This window comes from Comamonas avium, from assembly GCF_014836675.1.
GTDB lineage: Bacteria > Pseudomonadota > Gammaproteobacteria > Burkholderiales > Burkholderiaceae_C > Comamonas > Comamonas avium.
In genome coordinates, this window is sequence record NZ_JACSQK010000005.1 from 1 (window position 1) to 21442 (window position 21442).

Sequence of the window (21442 nt, forward strand, 5' to 3'; positions counted from 1 at the left end):
GTGGCGATCAACAAGGATGCGGAAGCACCGATCTTCTCGGTGGCCGACTATGGCCTGGAGGCTGACTTGTTTGTGGCTGTGCCTGAGATGGTGGGCAAGCTGTAAAGAAATTTTCAGTCTTTCAACTGCATGTGAAAAAGGAGCCTTTGAGGCTCCTTTTTTTTTCACAGTCAGCAGCGCTTGCTGACTCTGCATTCAATACCGAATTTCAGTTCTGGTGGTTGGTTTTTTATTGCGTTGTTCTTGCCAGGGAACAAAACCCCGGCGGAGATGTTTAGCGAATCCGCTGTATCGACCGCTTGAGTTCACAGACAAAAACTGTCGTCATAAGCGTTGACTAAACCGCAGTTGAACGCCGAGCGAGCAGCAGGCCCAGCCCGGCAGCTCCGAGCAATGAGGCGCATATACGGTTAAAGATTTGCTTGCTTCGGGGCTCCACAAACCACTTCCTAAGATGACTTCCGAGGCAGGCGTATGCAGCAATCGCGAGCCACTCTAAAAACAAGAAAACAGTGCCTAAAGTGAAAAATTGTGGTGTGGCGGGCTCTGCAATATCTATGAACTGAGGCAGGAAAGCCGTAAAGATAAGAATCGCCTTGGGGTTGCCTGCAGCAACCAGAAACTCCTGCCGCGCGAGGGTAAAGAGGCTGGCAGTTGCATGAGTGTTGTTTATCTCTTGACCCTGTGGCTTGGCGCGCCACAACTGAAAGGCCAGATAAAAGAGATAAGCAGCTCCAATCAGTTTGATGACATAGAACCCGGCCAGTGATGCTTGCAATACTGCAGCAAGACCAGTCGCTGAAATAGCAATCATGCCAATGAATGCAAGCAGTCGGCCGGCTCCTGCTATTGAGGCAACCCAGAATCCATGGCGAGTGGCGTTTGCCACAGATAGCAAGTTATTAGGCCCCGGAGCCATGTTGAGAGCAAAGCATGCGGGAATGAAGAAAAGCAAAGTTTCTAAAGACATCGTTGTACAGCGCCGGGAGATTTCCGGTGAAACGTTAGCAGATTCAAGTTGCTTATAGCCAGCGCCGAACCTGTTGTCGATAAGTGTCAAACGATGCTCCAAATCGCTGGCGCAAGGCATCTTCCTCGGGACGTATCTGAAAATGCTGCAAATAGGCCATGAACAGCGGCACAGCAAGTAACGCAGACAACTTGCCCAGCCACAAGGCGAAGGCCAGCAAAAGCAATGCGAAGCCGAGGTACATAGGGTTGCGCGTCCATCGATAAACCCCTCGCACCACCAGTGCGGTAGACGCTGCTGGATGGATCGGGTTGACGGTGGTCTTTGCACTGCGAAACGCTAAAAGGCCTGCAATGCACAGCATCCCCCCGATTGCCGCCAGCACCAGGGCGATGATCCATGCTTCTGGAATAGCGATCGCTAGGACGCTGGGAAGGAGCCACATTGCGATCGCGCACAAAGCGCAGAGTGCAACGGGGGGTATGCGCAGAGATAGCCAGGAATTCTTCGTCGGCGGGGATTGAGCAGGCATATGAAGGTCAAACTATTAATTTCTGTGCGAGCACCTTAAAGATTTAAGTTACTTCAATGTCAACGCCATGCATGGTGCGTGCTTTTTCTGCTGTTCCTTGAACAACAGGCATGGTCAATCTCGAGTCGGGCAGGCCCTGTTGCTGCGCGAAGGACAAGGTGGCTGCTTTCCCGGCAGTGATGCCAGCACAGATGTGCTCTAAGGCAAGCAGCTTGACCCTACCTTCATTGAAGGGATGTGCTTTCAATGCCCGCGAGCAACAGCACAGACATGGCTGAGCAAGTGGGCTGGTGTGATGGCATGCACTAACGCTCTTAGATGGCGCCCTTCAAGCCCTGAATCAAGCAGAGCTTGATACCAAAACAGCCAACTTCAGACTATTCAAATCGAGCCACTTTGGCCGAGGCTATGCGCTCAATTAGCCTTATGGCTAGCCCTTGGCTGACACGCCAGGCGTTTGTTTCGATTGAGTCATGCTGAACACTACCAGCGCGGCGCCTGCCGCGAGCGTGGCTGTAAGCCAGAGGTTGGCAGTCAAGCCCATGTCGTCAACGACCTTGCCTCCCACCCATGCGCCCAGAGCAATGCCGATGTTGAATACGGCAACATAAAGCGCTGTCACAACTTCCAACGCCTGAGGTGCCACCTTCATCATCCAGGTCATCAATCCCACGGAAACACCCCCATAGACCAGTCCCCAAATCAGCAGGACCGAGCCACCACCCATCTGCGAATCACCAACTGCCAGGAGCATCAACGGCACCCAAAGCAGGCCCAAGGTAATCACTGTCAGTGTTGGCAGCGTATGACGTGCAGCCACAGTGCCGGCGAGAAAATTGCCTGCAATGCCTGCCATGCCATACACGAACAGCAACACACCCATCCACCGCGCCTCGAATCCTGATACGGACAGAAGCAGGGGCTGTACAAAGGTAAATGCAGCAAAATGCCCAGCCACCAGCAGCAGTGTCAAGCACAGTCCCATCTGGACCGAACGAACGGTCAATAGCTTTCTAAACTGGCGCACGGTTGCCACGTTGTTTGCTGCAAGCGGTGGAAGAAAGACCATATGAAGCAGGAGCACGACTGCGCTCAGCACGGCCATGCAGACAAAAGCCCATCGCCAACCAAGCATGTCTCCGATCCACGCGCCCAGAGGCACGCCTAATACCGAAGCAGCCGCAACGCCACCAAAGATAATGGACGTGGCCAACCCAATCGATGAAGCTGGCACAAGCCGGGCGGCCAGTCCACCTGCAATCGCCCAGATGCCGCCTATGCATAGGCCCACCAGCACACGTGCGATCAGCATCCATTCAAGGCTGGGAGCCAATGCAGACGCGATGTTGGCAAGCACCAGAAGCATCAGTAAGCCGCACAGCAGCTGGCGCCGATCCATTCCAGCGGCAGCGATGACCACCATCGGCGCAAACAAGGCTGCCAGCAAAGCAGGCAGCGAAATCACCAGACCAGTGCTCCCCGTCGTGCTGCCAAGACTGCCTGCAATCGAAGTCAGCAGGCCTACAGGCAGCATTTCAGTGGTCACTACGGAGAATGTGGCAAGGGCTGCTGCACTGACGGCCAGCCAGGAGCGCGGGGCCGAAAGACCAGGCAATGAGTTCAAAGCGAGCATCAGGAATGATTCCTTTAATGGAAAGTCAGAAAGACTGTGGTCAAACGGCAGTGATTGCCGGGCTGTGCGCTGGCAGGCTCCGGCAGGCCCACAGTGCTGCTGTAGCCACCACAAGCCCAGCCGCTAAGGCAACAGAAAAACCAGCTTGAGTGCCGTTGCCATCTACCAAATGGCCAGAGCTTGCAGCGCCTAATGCCACGCCTGCATTCAGGCTTGCAAGCAGCCAGGTCATCCCCTCCGTCAGGCGTTGTGCTGGCACCAGCTTTTCGACCAGTGACATGGCAACAATCAGGGTTGGAGCGAAGCACATTCCTGCCACCAGTACGACGCAGGCCAGCGCTGCAATGTGGTTCACCCACAGCAAGGGGATGGTGGAGGCAGCCGTTGCAACCCCGCCCCACAGCAGCAGGCGATGCAAGGACACTTGTGGTCGATGGGCGCCAAAGAGCAGTCCAGCTGCACATGACCCAGCGGCATACGCCGACAGGACGAGGCTGGCCATCACTGGCTGCCCAAGCGCTGCTGCGAAGGCCACACTGACGACATCCACGGTGCCCACGATGACGCCCATGGCCCCGACCATCACTGCAAGCAGCTGCATCTTGGGGCAACGCATCACCGATTTCGTTGCACGCGTGGTGTTCGCATTCGCATCAATTGGCGGCTCTGTGTTGCGCTGTGCAATCAACGCGTACATGCCTGCCAGCAGCAATAACGCCGCCGCCAGCACACCGGCCTGTGGAAATGCAGCGACTGCAAGTCCAACAGACAAGGGCGGGCCAACAATGAAACTGACTTCGTCGAGTACGGTCTCCAATGCATAGGCCGTTTGCAGGCGTGGCTGTCCTTTGTACAAGGCAGTCCATCGTGCACGCACCATGGCTGACATGCTTGGCATGCAGCCAACCAGCACGGCACTGAGGAAAAGCGTCCAGTCTGGTGCTGCCCACCAGGACGCTGCCAGCAGGCACAGCATCCCGATGACGCAAGTAACGGTGGCATACGGCAGCACGCTTCGTTGCCCGTACCGGTCAACCATGCGAGAGACCTGTGGTGACAGCAATGCGTAGGTCAGCACGACAGTCGCTGAAACCGCTCCTGCTAGGGAGTAGCTGTCCCTGAGCTGTGCAAGCATGGTGATGATGCCAATGCCTGTCATGGGCAACGCGAGTCTGGCCAGCAGGCCTGCCAGTACAAATGCCCTGGCCTCTGGCGCTTCAAACAGTTCTCGGTATGGGTTATCCATCTCGCTCTCCTAAAAGACGCACGCTTGCCGGGAAGGTTTGGTGCGCAGACAATACATACAAGTCGTATGAATAAATCATATTTACATACGCAATGAATGTAAATAATCATCCACCTCGTATGTAAGGAGAAAGTTGATGGTTCGTCGTACCCGTGCCGACATGGAAGAAACACGTGCAACCCTGCTGGCAACTGCTCGCAAGGTATTCAGCGAATACGGCTATGCAGCCACATCGATGGACGACCTCACGGCCCAGGCGGGCCTTACGCGTGGTGCGCTCTATCACCACTTCGGCGATAAAAAAGGGTTGCTGACAGCTGTTGTCGAGCACATTGATGCAGAGATGGATGTGCGGCTTGCATCGATCTCCAATGCTGCAAAAGATCCGTGGGAAGGTTTTTGCAGTCGTTGCCGCGCTTACCTGGAAATGGCCATAGAGCCTGAGTACCAGCGGATTGTGCTGCGCGATGCCAAGGCTGTATTGGGAGGGGCCACACCCCAATCACAGCGACACTGCGTTGAATCTATGCGCGATCAGCTGGAGGAGCTGATTAGCCAAGGTGTGGTTGTTCAAGTCGATGCCCAAGTGTTGGCTTCACTGATTTATGGCAGCTTGGCGGAAGCGGCATTCTGGATTGCGGATGGGGAGCACGGTGATGATCGTCTGGACCGTGCAATCGCCGCATTGGAGCTGCTGCTGCGCGGGTTACGTGCAAAACAATAAAACGCGCAGGGCAGCGATTTGATGCCTGATAGATGTGAAATCAGTTGCGCTGCTGCGGCTGTGAACGCCAGTCTTAATGACTGCTCTGGGTTGTGAGCGAGCGTGTATCAGTGCGCAGTTCGCAGCCATGTGCAGATTTCTCCGCTGATGCACTAACGCTCTTGAAAGGCGACCTTCAAGCCCAGAGCCACGTAGATGGCTCCAATCGTTTTACCTTGCCAGCGGCTAAATCTGCCCAAACTTTTCAGTGCTCGGCTCAATGGCTTGACCGAGAGCGCCAGGAGGCTGGAATAGACGGCGCTAAGTGCCACAAATATGAGGCCTAGCACCATGAACTGAGTAAAACCAGAGCCTGAGCCTGGTTGAACAAACTGCGGCAGGAAGGCCAGGAAAAAAAGTGCGGTTTTAGGGTTCAAGACTTCAGCAGGAATTGCTTCTAGAAAAGCGCGTCCAGCCTTTATGGGTGTGACTTCGGGTAAGGTGGCACTTTGGGGCTTGGCCATGAATGTGCGCACACCCAGATAAATCAGATAAGCCGCACCCAGGTACTTCACAGCGCTGAAAGCCAGAGCGGAGGTCATCAGCAATGCAGAGAGGCCGACTGCAGCAAAAAGCGTGTGAACAAAGTCCCCTGCAGCAATGCCAAGTCCCGTCGCAATGCCGACATTGCGTCCACCTTCAAGGGTTCTACTGAAGACAAGCAGGACAGCGGGCCCTGGTATGAGGAAAAGGCCGATCACGATGGCCACGAATCCGGCTAGCGTTGACAAGTCAATCATGGTTTCTTTTGAGCCTCTAGATGGCTGCAACGGGTATCAAGTGGGGATGCCGCTTACCGCAGCGGCTTGACCATGTTCAGCCAGACCTGTGCGGCATGCACGGATGCTGATGCACCCTCGTTCACATAGCCTAAGGCCTCATAAAACGGCACACGGTCTTGCAGGCACGTCAGTGTCACCGTCTCTCGCTGTGCTGTGTGGGCAACGGTTTCCAGCTGGGACAGCAGCAGGCGGCCAATACCCAGCTTGCGGTGCGCTGGGTGTACGGCCAGACCCAGTACGGTCTGGTGACCGCCAGTTGCGGGGCTGGCGTTCAATTGTTTGAACAGCTCGTCGCGGATATAGCGTTCGGCCACTACAGGGCCGTTGATCAGTCCAATGACTTGTCCATGCAGCTGCGCCACCCAAAAACAATCGGGAATGCGTTGCAGGCGCAGGGCAAATGCGGCGGGGGTCGCAGCCTCTTGCGGGCTGAAGCAGGCGTTTTCAATGGCAATCAGTTGCGGCAAGTCCTGCGCTGTGGCGGGGCGCAGCAGCAACTGGGGTGGCCTGGCAAGGTTCAAAGTTTCAGACATGGCAGCGATTGTGCATTTGAAGGCGAAGCGGGCATATCGGGGCGGGTGGCTGCAATGAGTCAGCTGGGGGGTAGAAAAATAGCTTCTAACGCTTGTTTATGCGGCGTTAGAAGCTATGTTCATGCAGAGAAGGTGCCTCAAAAAGGCTCCCTTCCCCACCAGAAAGTCGCACCTTAGAAGGTGTGACGCAGACCCACCTGCAAGCCATGCTGCTTGCCGCTGTCGCTCAGCAGTGCTGCAGGCTCCAGACTCATGCCGCCCATCGCAGCGCTGTAGTCCTTGTTCTTCAGGAATGAGTAGGTGCCGTACAGTGCTGTGCGCTTGGACAGGTGGTGCTCATAGCCCAGAGAGAGCTGGTCGGCCTTGAGCTTGGTAGCTACCCCTACGGGCTGGTAGCGGTAGTGGTTATATGAGGCCTTCACCACACCGGCTGCCCCCACGGGCAGGGCTGTACCCAGCGAGTAAGTCTCGTTCTTGACGGTAGACAAGCCTGCTGGCGTGTTGCGTGCTTGGCGGTATGCGCCAGTCAGCTTGATGCTGCCAAAGTCATAGCTGCTGCCCAGTGCGTAGGTCCGCTGACGGATGTTGGCTCCCGTGAAGTCGACGTTGTTTTGCTGCTCCACCGCCAAGCTGGCAGACCATGGTCCCTGATCGTATGAAACGGCTGCGTCGTAGTAAGCCTTGGTTTTCCAGGTGCTGTGGTTGGTTTCACCGAAAGCGTAGTTGGCAGACAAAGTCACACCGCCAAAGCTGGGCGAGACATAACCGATCAGGTTGTCTTTGCGCTTGTCGTCGTTGTTGCCAATGCCCCAGGCTTGCGAGCCGCCGATGCCCGAGTGTTTGAAGACGTCATAGCGTTTCATGGCTTTGTAAGCTGCGGTTTCGTCTCGGCCCACGTTCACTTCACCAAAATTGCCTTTCAGCCCGATGGTGGCGCGACGCTTGAAGTCGAGGCCGTTGCCCGAGTCACCAGAGCCAGAGTCTGCGTTGATGCCGGATTCCAGCCAGAACTGTGCCTTGAGACCGCCACCCAGGTCTTCCACGCCGCGCAGGCCAAAGTAGCTGTCTTTGTTGCCACCCGATTTCAGGCCAGACCATGTGTTTTGCCCATCGATCACCGTGGCAGCAGCATCTACGTTGCCAAACAGCGTGAGGGACGATTGTGCAAATGCAGAGCCCGCTGCAGCTGCAGCCAGAAAGGGCAGGGAAGCGATGAGTTTTTTCTTCATTGTCTTCATCTGGAAACTCCAATCTGAGAGGTTAACTTGCAGATTTTTTTGTGTTTTCTGGCAAATTGAAGTTCATTGATTTAACAGATTGTTGCAGTTTTTTGCATGCTGTTAATGCCGTGATCAAGATGTTTTGAGCTCTATGGAGGCTGCAGGCAGGCATTAAAAAAGCTGCCCTCAGGCAGCTTTGGTGGGGATGCGGTTGCGCAGATTTACATCAGCAGGTGTTCACCAGCGTTGTCACCGCCCAAGATGACGTAGTTGACCTTGCGGATGTCCAGCAATTTGGTGCCGCCGGAGTAGCTGATGGACGATTGCACATCCTGCTCCATCTCGATCAGCGTATTCATCAGCGGGCCCTTGACGGGTTCCAGGATGCGCTTGCCTTCGACGTGCTTGTACTCGCCCTTGTTGAAGTCGGACGCCGAGCCGTAGTATTCCTTGAACAGCTCGCCATTCACTTCCACGGTCTTGCCGGGGGATTCCTCATGGCCTGCAAACAGCGAACCAATCATCACCATGGTGGCACCAAAGCGGATGCTCTTGGCAATGTCACCGTGGCTGCGGATGCCGCCATCAGCAATGATGGGCTTGGTGGCCACGCGTGCGCACCACTTCAGGGCCGACAGCTGCCAGCCGCCTGTGCCAAAGCCGGTCTTGAGCTTGGTGATGCACACCTTGCCGGGGCCTACGCCCACCTTGGTGGCGTCAGCGCCCCAGGCTTCCAGATCGATCACGGCTTCAGGGGTGGCCACGTTGCCAGCAATCACGAAGGCTGCGGGGATCTTGGCCTTGATGTACTGAATCATGTTCTTGACGCTGTCGGCATGGCCGTGGGCGATGTCGATGGTGATGTACTCGGGGCAGATGTCGTCGGCCACAAAGCGGTCCACGATGGCGTAGTCCGCTGCTTTGACGCCCAGAGAGATCGACGCAAACAGGCCTTGCGACTGCATGGCCTTGGTGAACAGGACGTTGTCGATGTCAAAGCGGTGCATCACGTAGAAATAGCCGTGTTGCGCCAAGAATTTGCAGATCTTCTCGTCCAACACGGTTTTCATGTTGGCGGGTACGACGGGCAGGCGGAAGGTGCGGCCACCCAGCTCAACGCTGGCATTGCATTCCGAGCGGCTTTCCACGCGGCACTTGCGGGGCAGCAGCAGTACGTTGTCGTAGTCGAAGATTTCCATGATTTCCAAGCTCCAGAAAGGTCACGGCGGGAATCTCACCCGCCTCAATTTTCAAAGTAGGCGCTTGGTCTGGAGGCCGGTTTTTTGGCAGGCAAGCAAATTGCGGCCAAAAAAAACCGGACCACAAAAACTTGGGCCCGGTGATTGATTCTATATGTGCTGGCATACCCTTGGTGCATGCATGTTCGAATGAGCGGTGTATGCGCAGGCATATACCGCTGTGCGGCGGGATGCACTTGTCCGTGCCTGGGGTGGTTCACACTTCCTACAATGCGAGGATGTTCCCAATCGACTTGCTTGACGGTGCCCATGGTGGCACGCCTTCTTCTCAGAATTCACCCCTGCTGCAAGGGCTGAATGACGAACAGCGTGCCGCTGTGACGTTGCCACAGGGCCATGCACTGGTGCTGGCAGGTGCTGGTTCGGGCAAGACCCGGGTGCTCACTACGCGCATTGCATGGCTGCTGCAAACAGGGCAGGTCTCGCCCGGCGGCATCATGGCCGTGACGTTTACAAACAAGGCAGCCAAGGAGATGACGGCACGACTGTCTGCCATGCTGCCTTACAACGTGCGCGGCATGTGGATTGGCACCTTCCACGGTCTGTGCAACCGTTTGCTGCGTGCCCACCATGTGGCCGCTGGCCTGCCAGCCACCTTCCAGATTCTGGATACACAGGACCAGCTGTCTGCGGTCAAACGCCTGTGCAAGCAGTACGGTGTAGACGATGAACGCTTTCCGCCCAAGCAACTGACGTGGTTCATTGCAGGCTGCAAGGAAGAGGGCATGCGCCCGCAGGATGTGCCGGTGGCCGATCCTGATACGAAAAAGAAGGTAGAGCTGTACGCGCTGTACGAGGCGCAATGCCAGCGCGAAGGGGTGGTGGACTTTGGTGAGCTGATGCTGCGCAGTTTTGAACTGTTACGCGATGACGCTGCGTTGCGCGCCCATTACCAGCAGCGTTTTCGGTTTTTGCTGGTCGACGAGTTTCAGGACACCAACAAGCTGCAGTACGCATGGCTCAAGCAGCTGGCGGGCGAATTTGTCAACGGCAAGATGCAATCTACCAGCAGCGTGCTGGCCGTGGGGGACGATGACCAGAGCATCTATGCCTTCCGTGGTGCGCGTGTGGGCAATATGAGCGACTTTGTGCGCGAGTTTGATGTGCAGCACCAGATCAAGCTGGAGCAGAACTACCGCAGCTACGGCAATATTCTGGACAGTGCCAATGCGCTGATCGAGCACAACAGCCAGCGCCTGGGTAAGAACCTGCGCACTGATCAGGGTGCGGGCGAGCCGGTGCGTGTGATGGAGTCACCCACCGATCTGGATGAAGCCAGCTGGATCGTGGGAGAGATCAAGGATCTGGTGCGCAACGACGGCTACAGCCGCCAGGAAATCGCCATTTTGTACCGCAGCAATGCGCAAAGCCGGGTGATTGAAAGCAAGCTGTTCAACGCAGGCATTCCTTACCGGGTGTATGGCGGCCAGCGGTTTTTTGAGCGCGCTGAAATCAAGCATGCACTCGCCTATTTGCGGCTGATTGAAAATCCGCACGACGACACCAGCTTTATGCGCGTGGTGAACTTTCCTGCGCGTGGCATTGGCGCTCGCAGCGTAGAGACGCTGCAGGAAACCGCACGTGCTGCCGGGTGCTCGCTGAACGACGCGGTAACGGCCGTAGGTGGCGCAGCAGGCACCAAGCTGCAAGGCTTTGTGGCCAAGATGGATGTGCTGCGCGAAGAAGCAGAAGGCAAGACATTGCGCCAGACCATTGAGCGGATGCTGGAAGTCAGCGGCTTGATTGACCACTACGGCACGGAAAAAGAAGGCCAGGACCGCATCGAGAACTTGAAAGAGTTGATCAACGCGGCCGAAAGCTTTGTGACGCAAGAAGGTTTTGGCAAGGATGCGGTGGCGCTGCCCATGGATGAAACGGGTGCTCCGCTGACGCAAAGCCCTGCCAGCCAAGGCTTGGATACCAGCTTGCCGGTGCTGGACCTGCCCCTGAATGGCACAGATGCAGAGACGGGCGAAACCCTCTCGCCGCTGCAAGCCTTTTTGGTGCATGCGGCGCTGGAGGCCGGCGACAACCAGGCCCAAGCTGGTCAGGATGCGGTGCAAATGATGACAGTACACGCCAGCAAGGGGCTGGAGTTTGATGTGGTGTTCATTGGTGGCCTGGAAGAAGGCTTGTTTCCGCACGAAAACGCCATGAGTGACCGTGGTGGTCTGGAAGAAGAACGCCGCCTGATGTATGTGGCTATCACCCGGGCACGCAAGCGCCTGTACCTGAGCCACTCACAAAGTCGCATGCTGCATGGGCGAACCACGTTCAATCTGCCCAGCCGGTTTATTGATGAGTTGCCCGAGAGCGCACTCAAGTGGATCAGCGCCAGGGGCGGCTTTGGCAGTTTTGCGCCTAAGAGCGCAGCGGGCAGCGGTTGGCAGTCGGGTGCCAGAGGTCAATTTGGTGCATATAGCCCCAAAGGCCCTGAAGTGTTTGCCAACCCGGTGGTGCCAGCCCAGAAGGCTGCCCCCGCGCACGGCATTGCCAAGGGCCTGACGGTGTTTCACACCAAGTTTGGCGAAGGCAAGGTACTGGCTGTGGAAGGGGCGGGTGATGATGCGCGGGCGCACATCAACTTCCCGCGCCATGGAGCCAAGTGGCTGGCGCTGGCCATTGCCAAGCTGACTATCGTGGATTAAGACCCGCTGGCCATCACCTCCAACACACACCAAAGCCTTGCTGGGTGGTGTGAGCGGCTCAAATGAAGCAGACAGATAGAGCAATAAAAAAGGGACGCTGAAGGCGTCCCTTTTTTATTGCGGCTTGTGCCGCTTATTTGTAGTCGTAGGTGACATCGTCCACGTGCAAAGTGCGCTCTTCGTCGGGTGGCGAGAAGCAGTCACGGAAGGTGAAGACGGCAGAGGTCAGGAACATGGTGACCAAGGCCATGCCCAGCATGACGGTCAAAATATTGGCTGCCAGTGCCACAGCAGAGCCCAGCAGCAAGGACAGAACCACGGTGATCAGTGACAGTGCAAGACCTGCACCAATGGCCAGACCCAGCCAGCCAATGGCATAGATGAAAAAAGCGCGGAAATTGCGTACACAGGCAACAACGCTGAAGAACACCGCTTTGACGGGAGACACGCCATGCCATTGCACCAGGGCCGGTGCATGCCACATCAGCATGGCCAGCAGGTTGTAGAGAAAAAAGCCGCCCCACAGGGCAATGTGAAAACCGGGCTGCTGCACCAGCTCTTCAGCCATTTCGGGGGTAATGGGCTCGTTGCTCAGAGACAGGCGGGCCAGACTGCCGTCGTCAAACAGCGAGGTCAGCGCCACGATCAGCATGATGCCTACGGCGTAGAAAACGCCCAGAATGGCCAGAGCCTTGGTGCGTGGGTTGTCGCCACGAAAGGGGGCAATGACCAGGCTGGGGCGTGGAATACGGTCTTGAGAGGCCTCTGCTGCGCCCAGCATCATGATCAGAAATACCGAGGGCATGAGAACGAGGGCAATGTAGGGGCCAATGACGGGCAGCATGCCAATCAGCGACACGGCTGCCATGCTGAGAAACAGCAGTGCAGTCAGTGCCATGGGCTGGCGCCAGAAGGTTTGCATGCCCAGCTTGACCCATTGCAGGCCTGTGCTGGCAGGAACGATATGAAGTTTCATGTCTGTGTGGTACGCAAGAAAAAAGCCACTCAAAGCAGCGCTTGCGATCTGCTGAACTGTACCCCACACCTCACCAGCAGAGTGTGGCGTGGGGCTGCTGTGGCTTGAGCTTACGCTGTCAGCGGGTGGGCTAGCGTTGCAGGGTAGGCCACGCGCTGGCGCAGCACCCGCTCAAAGTGGGTGGGGTCGTGAGGCACCAGCATGGCAGCTTCACGAGGCAGATAAAAGTCCCACAGACGTGAAATCCAAAACCGCAGTGCGCCAGCGCGCAGCATGGCGTTGAACAGCTGGCGCTCCGCAGCTTGCAGCGGGCGCACGGCCTGATAGGCATCCAGCATGGCCTGTGCCTTGGCGGCATCGTGTGCACCGGTGGCATGGTCAATGCACCAGTCGTTCAGACACACGCACAGGTCAAACAGGAAAGAATCTACGCCGGCAAAGTAAAAGTCAAAAAAGCCGGTGAGTGTTTCACCTTCAAACATGACGTTGTCGCGAAACAGGTCGGCGTGTACGGGGCCGCGGGGCAGGGCCTGGTAGGCGCTGGATGCGGCCGTGTGGTTCTGAAAGGCCAGCTCGGACTGCAGCAGCTCGGCAGTGGCAGGCTCCAGGTGTGGCAATACCACGGGCGCTGTCTCGTTCCACCAGGGCAGGCCGCGAAGGTTGGGTTGCTCGCGGTCGTAATTGCGCCCAGCCAGGTGCATACGCGCCAGCATGTCGCCCACTGCCGCACAGTGCACGGGCTGAGGCTGCAACTGGCTTTTGCCGCGCAGTTTTTGCACGATGGCCGCGGGCTTGCCGCAGACTTTGTGCAAGATGTCGCCACTCTTTGCATCTGCCTGTGGGTCGGGCACCGGAATGCCTGCATGCGCCAGGTGTTTCATCAGATAGAGATAAAAGGGCAACTGTTCGGCAGTCAGGCGCTCAAATAATGTGAGTACCCACTCCCCTTGATCTGTTGTCAGGAAGTAGTTGGTGTTTTCAATGCCACCTTGAATGCCACGCAGCTCGGTGAGCTGGCCCAGGGGAACGCGGCGCAGTAAATCGCGCGCGTCTTTGTCAGAAACTTCGGTAAAAACGGCCATCGCTCAGGATGAAAGAAAGAAAAAAGCCTGCTGCGGCGATTGCGCGACAGCAGGTGAGGAAAAAAGAGGGGGCTTAGAACTGCAGAGCGCGCCAGACGCGGCGGCCATTGGTGCCGTCGGCACCTTCAGCGTTCTGAGGTTGCACCTCGTAAGCAGGCAAATTACCCACCTTGGGTTGAACGGTAATGTTCTTGGTTTCGCCACCGACACGCAATTCGTCCACACGGCTGCCTTCGTCTTCGACGCGAATGCGCTCAATACGTTGATTGCGTTTATCGCCCTTTTGCTCCGTATTTTGCAGCTGCTCTGAAGCTTGTGCATTGGGTTGGGGCGAGTTTTCGCCCTTGTCCTGTGCCAGCACGGGGGCTACGGCCAGGAAGGAGGTGAGGATGATGGTGGCTGCGCGCATACCTAAATTGTAGAGGGCAGGCACAATTCCAGCTATGAGCAATTCCAAGACACTGGTGCTGGTAGACGGATCCAGCTATCTGTACCGCGCCTACCACGCTATGCCCGACCTGCGGGCTGTGCCCGGAGACCCCAGCAGCCCGGCTACGGGCGCCATCCGGGGCATGATCAATATGATGCAGGCGCTGCGCAAAGAAGTGGTGGCGGATTACGCAGTGTGCGTGTTCGACGCCAGCGGTCCCACCTTTCGCGATGCCATGTACACCGAGTACAAGGCCACACGCTCACCCATGCCAGACGATCTGCGCAGTCAGATCGAGCCCATCCACACGGTGGTGGATCTGCTGGGCTGGAAAGTGGTGGCCGTGCCGGGCGTAGAAGCTGATGATGTGATCGCCACGCTGGCGAACATGGCGGCTGCGCAGGGCATGAACGTGATCGTCTCCAGCGGCGACAAAGACCTTTCCCAGCTCGTCAATGAACGTATCACCATCATCGACACCATGAACGGCAAGCGCCGTGATGTGGCAGGGGTGACCACTGAGTTTGGTGTGCCGCCCGAGAAGATGATCGACTTTCAGGCGCTGATTGGCGACACCGTGGACAACGTGCCTGGCGTGACCAAGGTGGGCCCGAAGACCGCTGCCAAGTGGCTGGAAGAGTACGGCACGCTGGACAATCTGATTGCCCATGCCGACGCCATCAAGGGCGTGGCAGGCAACAACTTGCGCGAAGCGATTGCCAGTGGCCAGCTGGCGTTGAGCCGCCAGCTGGTGACCATGAAAACCGACTGTGATTTGGCAGAGCATGTGCCCGGCCTGCCTGCGTTTGATGACATCACGCTGGACGAGCCTGATGCCGCAGGCCTGATGCCCTTTTACGAGCAATATGGCTTCAAGGGACTGGCGCGTACGCTGGGCGTGCCGGCGCCAGAGGCGTCAGCCCCTGCCGCTGCAGCCAAGGCCAAAGCTGCTCCGCCCTCGCCCCAGGGCGATATGTTTGATGCAGATGATGCCGCCGCAACCGAAGTGGCTGTGGCGGCGCAGCAGCGTGACGTGGTCTACACCACCATCCTGACCGAGGCACAGCTGGACCAGTGGCTGGGGAAAATTCAAGCAGCCACGCTGACCGCGATTGATACGGAAACGGATTCGCTGGATGAAATGCTGGCGCAGATTGTTGGCATCTCTTTCAGCGTGCAGGTGGGCGAAGCTGCCTATATTCCGCTGCGCCACGAAGGCATGGATGTGCCTGAGCAACTGCCTTTGACCATGGTGCTGGAGCGCCTCAAGCCCTGGCTGGAAAACCCCAGCATGAAAAAGCTGGGCCAGAACGTCAAGTACGACCAGCACGTGTTTGCCAACCACGGCATCAGCGTGCGCGGCTATGCACACGACACCATGCTGCAAAGCTATGTGCTGGAAGTGCACCGCCCGCACAACCTGACCAGCCTGGCGCTGCGCCACGTGAACCGCACCGGAATGACTTACGAAGACCTGTGCGGCAAGGGCAAAGGACAAATTCCGTTTGCACAGGTGGCCGTGGACAAGGCGGCCGCGTATTCGTGTGAAGACTCTGACCAGACGCTGGATGTGCATGGCGTGCTGTGGCCGCAGCTGGAAAACGATGCCAAGCTGCGCCACATCTATGAACTGGAAATTGCGACCAGCGAAGCGCTGTTTCGCATTGAGCGCAATGGCGTACGCATTGACGCCGGTGCGCTGGCGCGCCAGAGCAATGATTTGGGCGCACGCATCTTGCAGCTGGAAAACGAGGCGTATGAGATTGCAGGCCAGACCTTCAATCTGTCCAGTCCCAAGCAACTGGGCGAAATTTTCTTTGACAAGCTGGGCATGCCCGTTGTCAAGAAAACGGCGACCGGTGCGCGCAGCACGGATGAAGAAGTGCTGGAAAAGCTGGCAGAAGACTACCCGCTGCCCGCCAAGTTGCTGGAGCACCGCTCGCTGTCCAAGCTCAAGGGCACTTACACCGACAAGCTGGCGCAAATGGCCATTGCACGCACTGGCCGTGTGCACACGCACTATGCGCAGGCCGTGGCAGTGACTGGGCGTTTGTCCAGCAATGACCCAAATTTGCAGAACATTCCGGTGCGTACCCCTGAAGGGCGGCGTGTGCGTGAAGCCTTTGTGGCCCCTGAAGGCAAGCTGATTGCCAGCGCTGATTACTCGCAAATTGAGCTGCGCATCATGGCCCACCTGTCGGGCGATGAAGCTTTGCTCAACGCCTTCAAAAATGGTCTTGACGTGCACAAGGCCACTGCAGCGGAGGTGTTTGGGGTGAACGTGGATGCCGTCAGCAGCGAGCAGCGCCGCTATGCCAAGGTGATTAACTTTGGCCTGATCTACGGCATGAGCAGCTTTGGCCTGGCCAAGAACCTGGGCATTGAAACCAAGGCCGCAGCGGCGTACATCGATAAATACTTCCAGCGCTACCCCGGCGTTAAGCGCTACATGGATGAAACCGTCGAGCTGGCGCACGCCCAAGGCTATGTGGAGACCGTCTTTGGCCGTCGCCTGTACCTGCCTGAAATTAACGGAGGCAGTGGCCCACGCAAGAAAGCGGCGGAGCGTGCGGCGATCAATGCCCCCATGCAAGGAACTGCGGCGGATCTGATCAAAAAAGCCATGGTTGCCGTGCAGGCCAAGCTGGATGCAGAAAAGCCGAATATTCAGGTCATCATGCAGGTGCACGATGAATTGGTGTTTGAGCTGCCGGCTGCGGAAGAGGGCTGGGTGCGCGCGCACATTCCGGGCGTGATGGCCAGCGTGGCTGAGCTGTCAGTGCCGCTGCTGGCAGAAGTGGGCGTGGGCGAGAACTGGGAAAAGGCTCATTGAGCCGTTGTCTCCAAAGATGCTCTGCCAGAAGGGGGCATCTGCTATAAAAAAGTCGGCCAAAGGTCGGCTTTTTTATGCGTAGATTGCTGTGTGAGCCACGAGCTGGTGGCATCGATCTGAAAATGCGTTGAATAATAAAAGAGCACCTAACGCTTACTGATAAATGTTTTCAGATACTTTTCATATGAAATCGCCCGTATAGGCTGCCTTAATAGCTATATTTTTAAATGTCTCATTTGCAAAACACATTCATAAGGCCGTCATCTCTCACGCCTGCGGTACGTATGGGGCTTTCCATATCGGTGGCTACGGGCCTGTATGGCATTTCCTTTGGTGCTCTGGCAGTCGCTGCAGGTCTGAGCATCTGGCAGACCATGGCCCTGAGTGCGCTGATGTTTACAGGGGGGTCGCAATTCGCCTTTATTGGCGTGATTGCTGGCGGGGGGGCTGGATCGGCCGCATTGGGTGCAGCCACGTTGCTGGGGGTGCGCAACGCGGTCTACGGCATGCAGATGAACCGGATGCTGCAGCCCAAGGGCTGGCGCAAATATCTGGCTGCACAGGTCACGATCGATGAATCGGCCGCAACAGCATCGGGGCAGATCGATGCTGCAGAGCAAAGCCGCGGTTTCTGGACAGCGGGTGTCGGTGTGTTTGTGCTGTGGAACGTCTTCACTTTTGTGGGTGCCTGGCTGGGCGATGCTTTGGGTGATCCGCGCCAGTGGGGCCTGGATGGTGCGGCGGTAGCGGCTTTTCTTGGCCTGCTGTGGCCCCGTTTGCAGCAGCGTGAGCCCGTGGCACTGGCTGTGCTGTGCGGAGTGCTGACGGCTTTGGCTGTGCCTTTGCTGGCACCTGGCTTGCCAATTTTGGTGGCTGCCGTGGTAGGCGCCGCATGGGGCTGGTGGCGCAGCGCGGTCGCGCAAACCGCTGGTTTGAGCACCGAGGAGGCCTTATGAGTCTGGATCTGTGGCACTGGATTGTGCTGGCAAGTGCCGCTGCCTTTGCGTTGAAGCTGGCAGGGTATGCCGTCCCTGCACGGTGGCTGCAAAGCCCCAGAATGGCGCAAGTGGCGGCATCCATGACCGTGGCTTTGCTGGCGGCCTTGACCGTGATGAATACGTTCGCAGCAGGCACAGTGCTGGTGGCAGATGCGCGATTGGCAGCTTTGGTGGTAGCGGGCGTTGCTTTGTGGCTACGGGCTCCGTTTTTACTGGTGGTGCTGCTGGGGGCTGCCAGTGCGGGCATCACCCGCTGGCTGATGCAGGGGTAGCATCAGCGGGCAGCGCTGCCTTGTGGTGCTGCGCACCTCAACACGGTGAGGCAGGGAGTTCAAACCACGATTATGGGCGCAGCACCTGCAGCAATGGATATGATTCTCATTTGCCAGTTTCCATGACCACATCACGGCAGCAAGTGCGGTGAATGCATCGCCTTGCAGGGACGCATTTTTTCTCTGTACCCCCTTGACAGCTTGTGTAGGCTGTTTAGAGCGGGAGACTGGGGCAGTGAAAAGCACCCACTGGAACAACTCAGTCAGCAGCAAGGCGCGCAGCAAGTCTTGACCTGTTTAGAGAAAATACTGCGCAGTTGAGGCCACAGGCCTGAGAGAAAACATTTGCTATGACATTGGTCGCCATTATTTTGGCTACTCTGGCTTCCGGGATCGGAAGCGTCTGGGTGGCTAACTTTCTTCTGAAAGCCGGCTTTGGGAAAAACCAAAGTGACCGCGCTCAGCAAGGTCTATTGAGTCTTTCAGCGGGCGCGTTGCTGGCAACGGCTTTCATGCATTTATTGCCAGAAGCTTTCAACAGCGAAGCCAGTGCCCATGATTTATTCATGACGCTGCTCATTGGCGTGGTATTTTTCTTTCTACTGACCAAAGCCGAGCTTTGGCACCACGGCCATGAGCACCAGCATGAGCCGCCTGACCATGATCACGCCCATCACCACGGCGGGCATACCCACCAGCACAGTCATAAAAGCGGTGGCTGGTCTTTGCTGACAGGCGACAGCGTGCATTGCTTTGGCGATGGCATCCTGATTGCCTCTGCCTTTGTGGCGGATATGCGCCTGGGGCTGATTGCGGCCGTTTCTGTCCTGGCCCACGAAGTGCCTCACCATATTGGTGACTTGGTGGTGCTGCGCAACAGCAGCCATAAGAGCCTGGCTTTGCTGAAAGTTTCCTTGGCGGGTGCTGTGACGGCTCTGGGCGGAATTACCGGCTATTTCCTGGTGGGCCGTCTGGCCGAGTCCTTGCCGTATTTTCTGGTGGTGGCATCCAGCAGTTTTGTCTATGTGGCGCTGTCTGACTTGATCCCTCAGTTGCAAAAACGCCTGTCAGCCAAAGAAACTCTGGTGCAAGTGGTGTGGCTGGTTACCGGGATTGTGTTGGTGACAGTGGTCAGTGGCTTGGCACACGGTGGCCACGCGCACTGACAAGTGGCGTGCGGCGCATTCAAAAATGGCACCCATTGGTGCCATTTTTTTGCGCTGTACGCTTTCCAATCCGTTAGCGCGACCCTTGGTACGTGGCTGCTTCATAGCCTGGCGTACCTGTGTGCTGTAGCTGTCTGCTGCGCGGTACATGTCTTCGTCTTGCTGGGGGGCGCTCTAGTGGCGTTCAGGCAGGCTCGGCTTGCTGGGTGTGTGTGCTGTTGCGCAAGACGCCTTGAATGGCAGAGCGCACAGAAGACAGCTGACGGCGAGACACTTGCAAAATCTCTGGAACACCGTGCAGGCGCATGGCCCAGCATTCGCCTTCTTCATCGGTGTAATTTTTTTCCAGCACACGCATTTGCGCAGGGTTGACCAGGGCGTTGCGGTGAATGCGCACAAACTGATTGGGAAAGCGGTGTTCCAGCTCACTGAGTGAACTATCCAGGATGAACGTGCGTGATGCCGTGCGCACGGTGACGTACTTTTGTTCGGCCTTGAGGTACACGATCTGGTGCAATGGCACACGTTCGGCGCGGCCGCGGTCTCGAATGACCAGTGCAGGGGCGCTATCGGTTGTGTTGGTGGTGCCTTGCAAAGCACGCATGCGCCGAATTTTTGCAATGGCTTGCTGCAGTCGCTCCAGCCGCACGGGCTTGGTAAGGTAATCCACAGCATCCACTTCAAACGCGCCAGCGGCGTACATGGAATGAGCGGTGACGAAGACAATAGCCGGAGCGGGGTTCATATTGCGCAGCATTTGCGCCAGAACCATGCCGTCAGGGCCAGGCATCTGAATGTCGAGCAAGACAACATCCACAGGCAGCTCAGTGCGTTGCAGGAAGTCTTGGGCATGGGCCACATTCGCTGCTTCTTCGACGATGAATGGAGAAGAGGGGTCTTCGCATTCGCTCAACAAGACTCGCAAACGGTTACGGGCCAACAGTTCATCATCGACGATCAGCACATGCATCTCTTATCTCCGGATGGTTATGGTTATGTACTTAACTGGACGGCAGAGAGATTCGAACTTCAAAAACATCATCTTTTTGCACTGCACTGAACGTTGCCTGAACATCGTGCAATAAGCGCAAACGCCGCTCTACGTTAGCAAGGGCCATGCCCTGACCTTTGGTAGCTGCAGCCTTGTCTCCTTGGCGTCTCGATGCACTCAGTGTATTGGTGACGCATAACAAAATGGATTTTTTTCGTAAGAGTCGCGCTGAGATTGTTACTTTCGCGCCAATGATTGAGGGTTCCACCCCATGTTTGACAGCGTTTTCTACCAAGGGCTGCAGGAGAAGTGGTGGCAAACCGACATTCAGGGTAGCGGGATCTAGGTCCCACTCCACCTGCAGCCGATTGCCGAAACGAATTTGCTCGATGTCGAGATAGCGTTGGGCCAGTTCAATTTCTTCGTGCAGTGCAATAGTGCTGCGCGGGTCTTGCAGCGTGGCTCGAAATAAATCACTCAGGTCTTCCAGTAGCCGCTCTGCTTTAGCGGGGTTTTCGCGCACCAGCGCGATGGCACTGTTGAGGGCGTTGAACAGAAAGTGCGGTCGTATGTGCGCTTGCAGCGCCGTGAGCTGTGCTTTGGTGGCTGCAGGGGTGCGGCCCTCGGCGCGCAGCACCAGGTAGCCCACAATGACGGCGGCCATCAGCCCGCCTGCGACGGCATTGGCCAGCCAGTGCATGCGCCCTACATCGCCAGTGATAGCCAGCATGGCTGTGGCGTAAAGACCTGCAACCACGCCCAGCGCGATACCGGTGGCGTATTGGTGCGGACCATCCATGCGGTGCAGGGCGCGCTTAAGGCTGCAGGCCATGAGCAGCCACACTAAAGTGCCTGGCAGCCCTCCACTGGTCAGCCAGGCGGTGTGCAGAAGCCATTCCCGGGCATTCGGACTGGCGTAAAGCGACGCAACAGCCAGAGCCACTTCCACCCCCAGTACAGCGCGCAAAACTACGCCCAGATGGCAGGCGTCAAAAATTAAAACAGGTAGCGCTGCACTAGGCTGAGGGGTTGTCGTATCCGAAGATTCGAAAGAAGGCGATTGGCTCGATAAAATTTGCGGCTTGTGCATAGGGCATCCGGGTGTTCC

The 21442-nt window shown here is 57.1% G+C and carries 20 protein-coding genes and 1 pseudogene; 7 read left to right on the plus strand and 14 right to left on the minus strand.

Translation table 11 applies throughout. The features are described from left to right. Positions 1 to 105 (plus strand): annotated as a pseudogene (locus tag H9646_RS10240) (electron transfer flavoprotein subunit alpha/FixB family protein); the annotation flags it as partial. A gap of 232 nt (positions 106 to 337) precedes the next feature. On the opposite strand, the gene H9646_RS10245 reads toward H9646_RS10240, so the two are convergent. From H9646_RS10245 to H9646_RS10265, 5 genes are all read right to left on the minus strand, one after another. After that, positions 338 to 970 carry a LysE family translocator gene (locus H9646_RS10245; RefSeq protein ID WP_191723659.1) on the minus strand — a complete coding sequence of 211 codons (633 nt, stop codon included), beginning with the start codon at positions 968 to 970 and terminating at the stop codon, positions 338 to 340. Positions 971 to 1022: 52 nt separating this feature from the next. Further along, on the minus strand, positions 1023 to 1502 hold the full coding sequence (locus H9646_RS10250; RefSeq protein WP_191723285.1) for a methyltransferase family protein: 480 nt from the start codon (positions 1500 to 1502) through the stop codon (positions 1023 to 1025). A gap of 43 nt (positions 1503 to 1545) precedes the next feature. After that, positions 1546 to 1749, minus strand: coding sequence for a hypothetical protein (locus tag H9646_RS10255; protein ID WP_191723286.1), 204 nt, complete (start codon positions 1747 to 1749; stop codon positions 1546 to 1548). Positions 1750 to 1932: 183 nt separating this feature from the next. Then, the gene (locus tag H9646_RS10260; protein WP_404813096.1) at positions 1933 to 2949 is read right to left on the minus strand and encodes an MFS transporter; all 1017 of its coding nucleotides are present in this window, start codon (positions 2947 to 2949) and stop codon (positions 1933 to 1935) included. Between the two features lie 226 nt (positions 2950 to 3175). Further along, positions 3176 to 4381 (minus strand): MFS transporter, encoded by a 1206-nt coding sequence (locus H9646_RS10265; RefSeq protein WP_191723288.1) that lies wholly within the window; start codon positions 4379 to 4381, stop codon positions 3176 to 3178. A gap of 136 nt (positions 4382 to 4517) precedes the next feature. Between H9646_RS10265 and H9646_RS10270 the strand changes: the two genes are divergently transcribed. Continuing rightward, complete coding sequence (locus tag H9646_RS10270; protein WP_191723289.1) at positions 4518 to 5105, plus strand: TetR/AcrR family transcriptional regulator; 588 nt, start codon at positions 4518 to 4520, stop codon at positions 5103 to 5105. A 152-nt stretch (positions 5106 to 5257) separates the two neighbouring features. Here H9646_RS10270 and H9646_RS10275 read toward each other — a convergent pair whose 3' ends face one another. The 4 genes from H9646_RS10275 to H9646_RS10290 form a co-directional block, all read right to left on the minus strand. After that, a complete protein-coding gene (locus H9646_RS10275) occupies positions 5258 to 5884 on the minus strand; it encodes a LysE family translocator (protein WP_191723290.1) in 627 nt (208 codons plus the stop codon). Between the two features lie 53 nt (positions 5885 to 5937). Beyond that, positions 5938 to 6459: a GNAT family N-acetyltransferase gene (locus H9646_RS10280; RefSeq protein WP_191723291.1), complete on the minus strand. Its 522-nt coding sequence runs from the start codon at positions 6457 to 6459 to the stop codon at positions 5938 to 5940. A 173-nt stretch (positions 6460 to 6632) separates the two neighbouring features. After that, complete coding sequence (locus tag H9646_RS10285) at positions 6633 to 7697, minus strand: porin (RefSeq protein WP_191723292.1); 1065 nt, start codon at positions 7695 to 7697, stop codon at positions 6633 to 6635. A gap of 203 nt (positions 7698 to 7900) precedes the next feature. After that, the gene (locus tag H9646_RS10290; RefSeq protein ID WP_191723293.1) at positions 7901 to 8878 is read right to left on the minus strand and encodes a GMP reductase; all 978 of its coding nucleotides are present in this window, start codon (positions 8876 to 8878) and stop codon (positions 7901 to 7903) included. A gap of 278 nt (positions 8879 to 9156) precedes the next feature. Here H9646_RS10290 and H9646_RS10295 point away from each other — a divergent pair, with 278 nt between their 5' ends. Continuing rightward, the gene (locus H9646_RS10295; protein WP_191723294.1) at positions 9157 to 11586 is read left to right on the plus strand and encodes a UvrD-helicase domain-containing protein; all 2430 of its coding nucleotides are present in this window, start codon (positions 9157 to 9159) and stop codon (positions 11584 to 11586) included. A gap of 133 nt (positions 11587 to 11719) precedes the next feature. On the opposite strand, the gene H9646_RS10300 is transcribed toward H9646_RS10295, so the two are convergent. From H9646_RS10300 to H9646_RS10310, 3 genes are all read right to left on the minus strand, one after another. Further along, positions 11720 to 12562 carry a BPSS1780 family membrane protein gene (locus tag H9646_RS10300; protein ID WP_191723295.1) on the minus strand — a complete coding sequence of 281 codons (843 nt, stop codon included), beginning with the start codon at positions 12560 to 12562 and terminating at the stop codon, positions 11720 to 11722. A gap of 110 nt (positions 12563 to 12672) precedes the next feature. Continuing rightward, positions 12673 to 13644, minus strand: coding sequence for a homoserine kinase (locus H9646_RS10305; RefSeq protein ID WP_191723296.1), 972 nt, complete (start codon positions 13642 to 13644; stop codon positions 12673 to 12675). A gap of 73 nt (positions 13645 to 13717) precedes the next feature. Continuing rightward, positions 13718 to 14053, minus strand: a complete 336-nt coding sequence (locus H9646_RS10310) for a hypothetical protein (protein ID WP_191723297.1) — start codon at positions 14051 to 14053, stop codon at positions 13718 to 13720. A gap of 34 nt (positions 14054 to 14087) precedes the next feature. Here H9646_RS10310 and polA point away from each other — a divergent pair, with 34 nt between their 5' ends. The 4 genes from polA to H9646_RS10330 all read left to right on the plus strand — a co-directional run bounded on the left by polA (position 14088) and on the right by H9646_RS10330 (position 19343). Then, the gene (gene polA / locus H9646_RS10315; RefSeq protein ID WP_191723298.1) at positions 14088 to 16907 is read left to right on the plus strand and encodes a DNA polymerase I; all 2820 of its coding nucleotides are present in this window, start codon (positions 14088 to 14090) and stop codon (positions 16905 to 16907) included. Between the two features lie 284 nt (positions 16908 to 17191). Beyond that, positions 17192 to 17863, plus strand: a complete 672-nt coding sequence (locus H9646_RS10320; protein ID WP_225214123.1) for an AzlC family ABC transporter permease — start codon at positions 17192 to 17194, stop codon at positions 17861 to 17863. After that, positions 17860 to 18177, plus strand: coding sequence for an AzlD domain-containing protein (locus H9646_RS10325; RefSeq protein WP_191723300.1), 318 nt, complete (start codon positions 17860 to 17862; stop codon positions 18175 to 18177). Before H9646_RS10320 ends, H9646_RS10325 begins: the two co-directional genes overlap by 4 nt. A 350-nt stretch (positions 18178 to 18527) precedes the next feature. Further along, on the plus strand, positions 18528 to 19343 hold the full coding sequence (locus tag H9646_RS10330; protein WP_191723301.1) for a ZIP family metal transporter: 816 nt from the start codon (positions 18528 to 18530) through the stop codon (positions 19341 to 19343). 184 nt (positions 19344 to 19527) lie between these two features. Here H9646_RS10330 and H9646_RS10335 read toward each other — a convergent pair whose 3' ends face one another. Further along, positions 19528 to 20313 (minus strand): LytR/AlgR family response regulator transcription factor, encoded by a 786-nt coding sequence (locus H9646_RS10335; protein ID WP_191723302.1) that lies wholly within the window; start codon positions 20311 to 20313, stop codon positions 19528 to 19530. Positions 20314 to 20344: 31 nt separating this feature from the next. Further along, positions 20345 to 21424 (minus strand): sensor histidine kinase, encoded by a 1080-nt coding sequence (locus H9646_RS10340; RefSeq protein ID WP_191723303.1) that lies wholly within the window; start codon positions 21422 to 21424, stop codon positions 20345 to 20347. Positions 21425 to 21442 lie beyond the last annotated feature (18 nt).

What these genes read in the sequence shown, in the direction of transcription:
- H9646_RS10335 (WP_191723302.1), bottom strand. Translation starts at nt 20,313, where the DNA reads ATGCATGTGCTGATCGTCGATGATGAACTGTTGGCCCGTAACCGTTTG.
- H9646_RS10310 (WP_191723297.1), bottom strand. Translation starts at nt 14,053, where the DNA reads ATGCGCGCAGCCACCATCATCCTCACCTCCTTCCTGGCCGTAGCCCCC.
- H9646_RS10305 (WP_191723296.1), bottom strand. Translation starts at nt 13,644, where the DNA reads ATGGCCGTTTTTACCGAAGTTTCTGACAAAGACGCGCGCGATTTACTG.
- H9646_RS10295 (WP_191723294.1), top strand. Translation starts at nt 9,157, where the DNA reads ATGTTCCCAATCGACTTGCTTGACGGTGCCCATGGTGGCACGCCTTCT.
- H9646_RS10290 (WP_191723293.1), bottom strand. Translation starts at nt 8,878, where the DNA reads ATGGAAATCTTCGACTACGACAACGTACTGCTGCTGCCCCGCAAGTGC.
- H9646_RS10330 (WP_191723301.1), top strand. Translation starts at nt 18,528, where the DNA reads ATGACATTGGTCGCCATTATTTTGGCTACTCTGGCTTCCGGGATCGGA.
- H9646_RS10285 (WP_191723292.1), bottom strand. Translation starts at nt 7,697, where the DNA reads ATGAAGACAATGAAGAAAAAACTCATCGCTTCCCTGCCCTTTCTGGCT.
- H9646_RS10250 (WP_191723285.1), bottom strand. Translation starts at nt 1,502, where the DNA reads ATGCCTGCTCAATCCCCGCCGACGAAGAATTCCTGGCTATCTCTGCGC.
- H9646_RS10325 (WP_191723300.1), top strand. Translation starts at nt 17,860, where the DNA reads ATGAGTCTGGATCTGTGGCACTGGATTGTGCTGGCAAGTGCCGCTGCC.
- H9646_RS10270 (WP_191723289.1), top strand. Translation starts at nt 4,518, where the DNA reads ATGGTTCGTCGTACCCGTGCCGACATGGAAGAAACACGTGCAACCCTG.
- H9646_RS10245 (WP_191723659.1), bottom strand. Translation starts at nt 970, where the DNA reads ATGTCTTTAGAAACTTTGCTTTTCTTCATTCCCGCATGCTTTGCTCTC.
- polA (WP_191723298.1), top strand. Translation starts at nt 14,088, where the DNA reads ATGAGCAATTCCAAGACACTGGTGCTGGTAGACGGATCCAGCTATCTG.
- H9646_RS10320 (WP_225214123.1), top strand. Translation starts at nt 17,192, where the DNA reads ATGGGGCTTTCCATATCGGTGGCTACGGGCCTGTATGGCATTTCCTTT.
- H9646_RS10265 (WP_191723288.1), bottom strand. Translation starts at nt 4,381, where the DNA reads ATGGATAACCCATACCGAGAACTGTTTGAAGCGCCAGAGGCCAGGGCA.
- H9646_RS10340 (WP_191723303.1), bottom strand. Translation starts at nt 21,424, where the DNA reads ATGCACAAGCCGCAAATTTTATCGAGCCAATCGCCTTCTTTCGAATCT.
- H9646_RS10275 (WP_191723290.1), bottom strand. Translation starts at nt 5,884, where the DNA reads ATGATTGACTTGTCAACGCTAGCCGGATTCGTGGCCATCGTGATCGGC.
- H9646_RS10280 (WP_191723291.1), bottom strand. Translation starts at nt 6,459, where the DNA reads ATGTCTGAAACTTTGAACCTTGCCAGGCCACCCCAGTTGCTGCTGCGC.
- H9646_RS10300 (WP_191723295.1), bottom strand. Translation starts at nt 12,562, where the DNA reads ATGAAACTTCATATCGTTCCTGCCAGCACAGGCCTGCAATGGGTCAAG.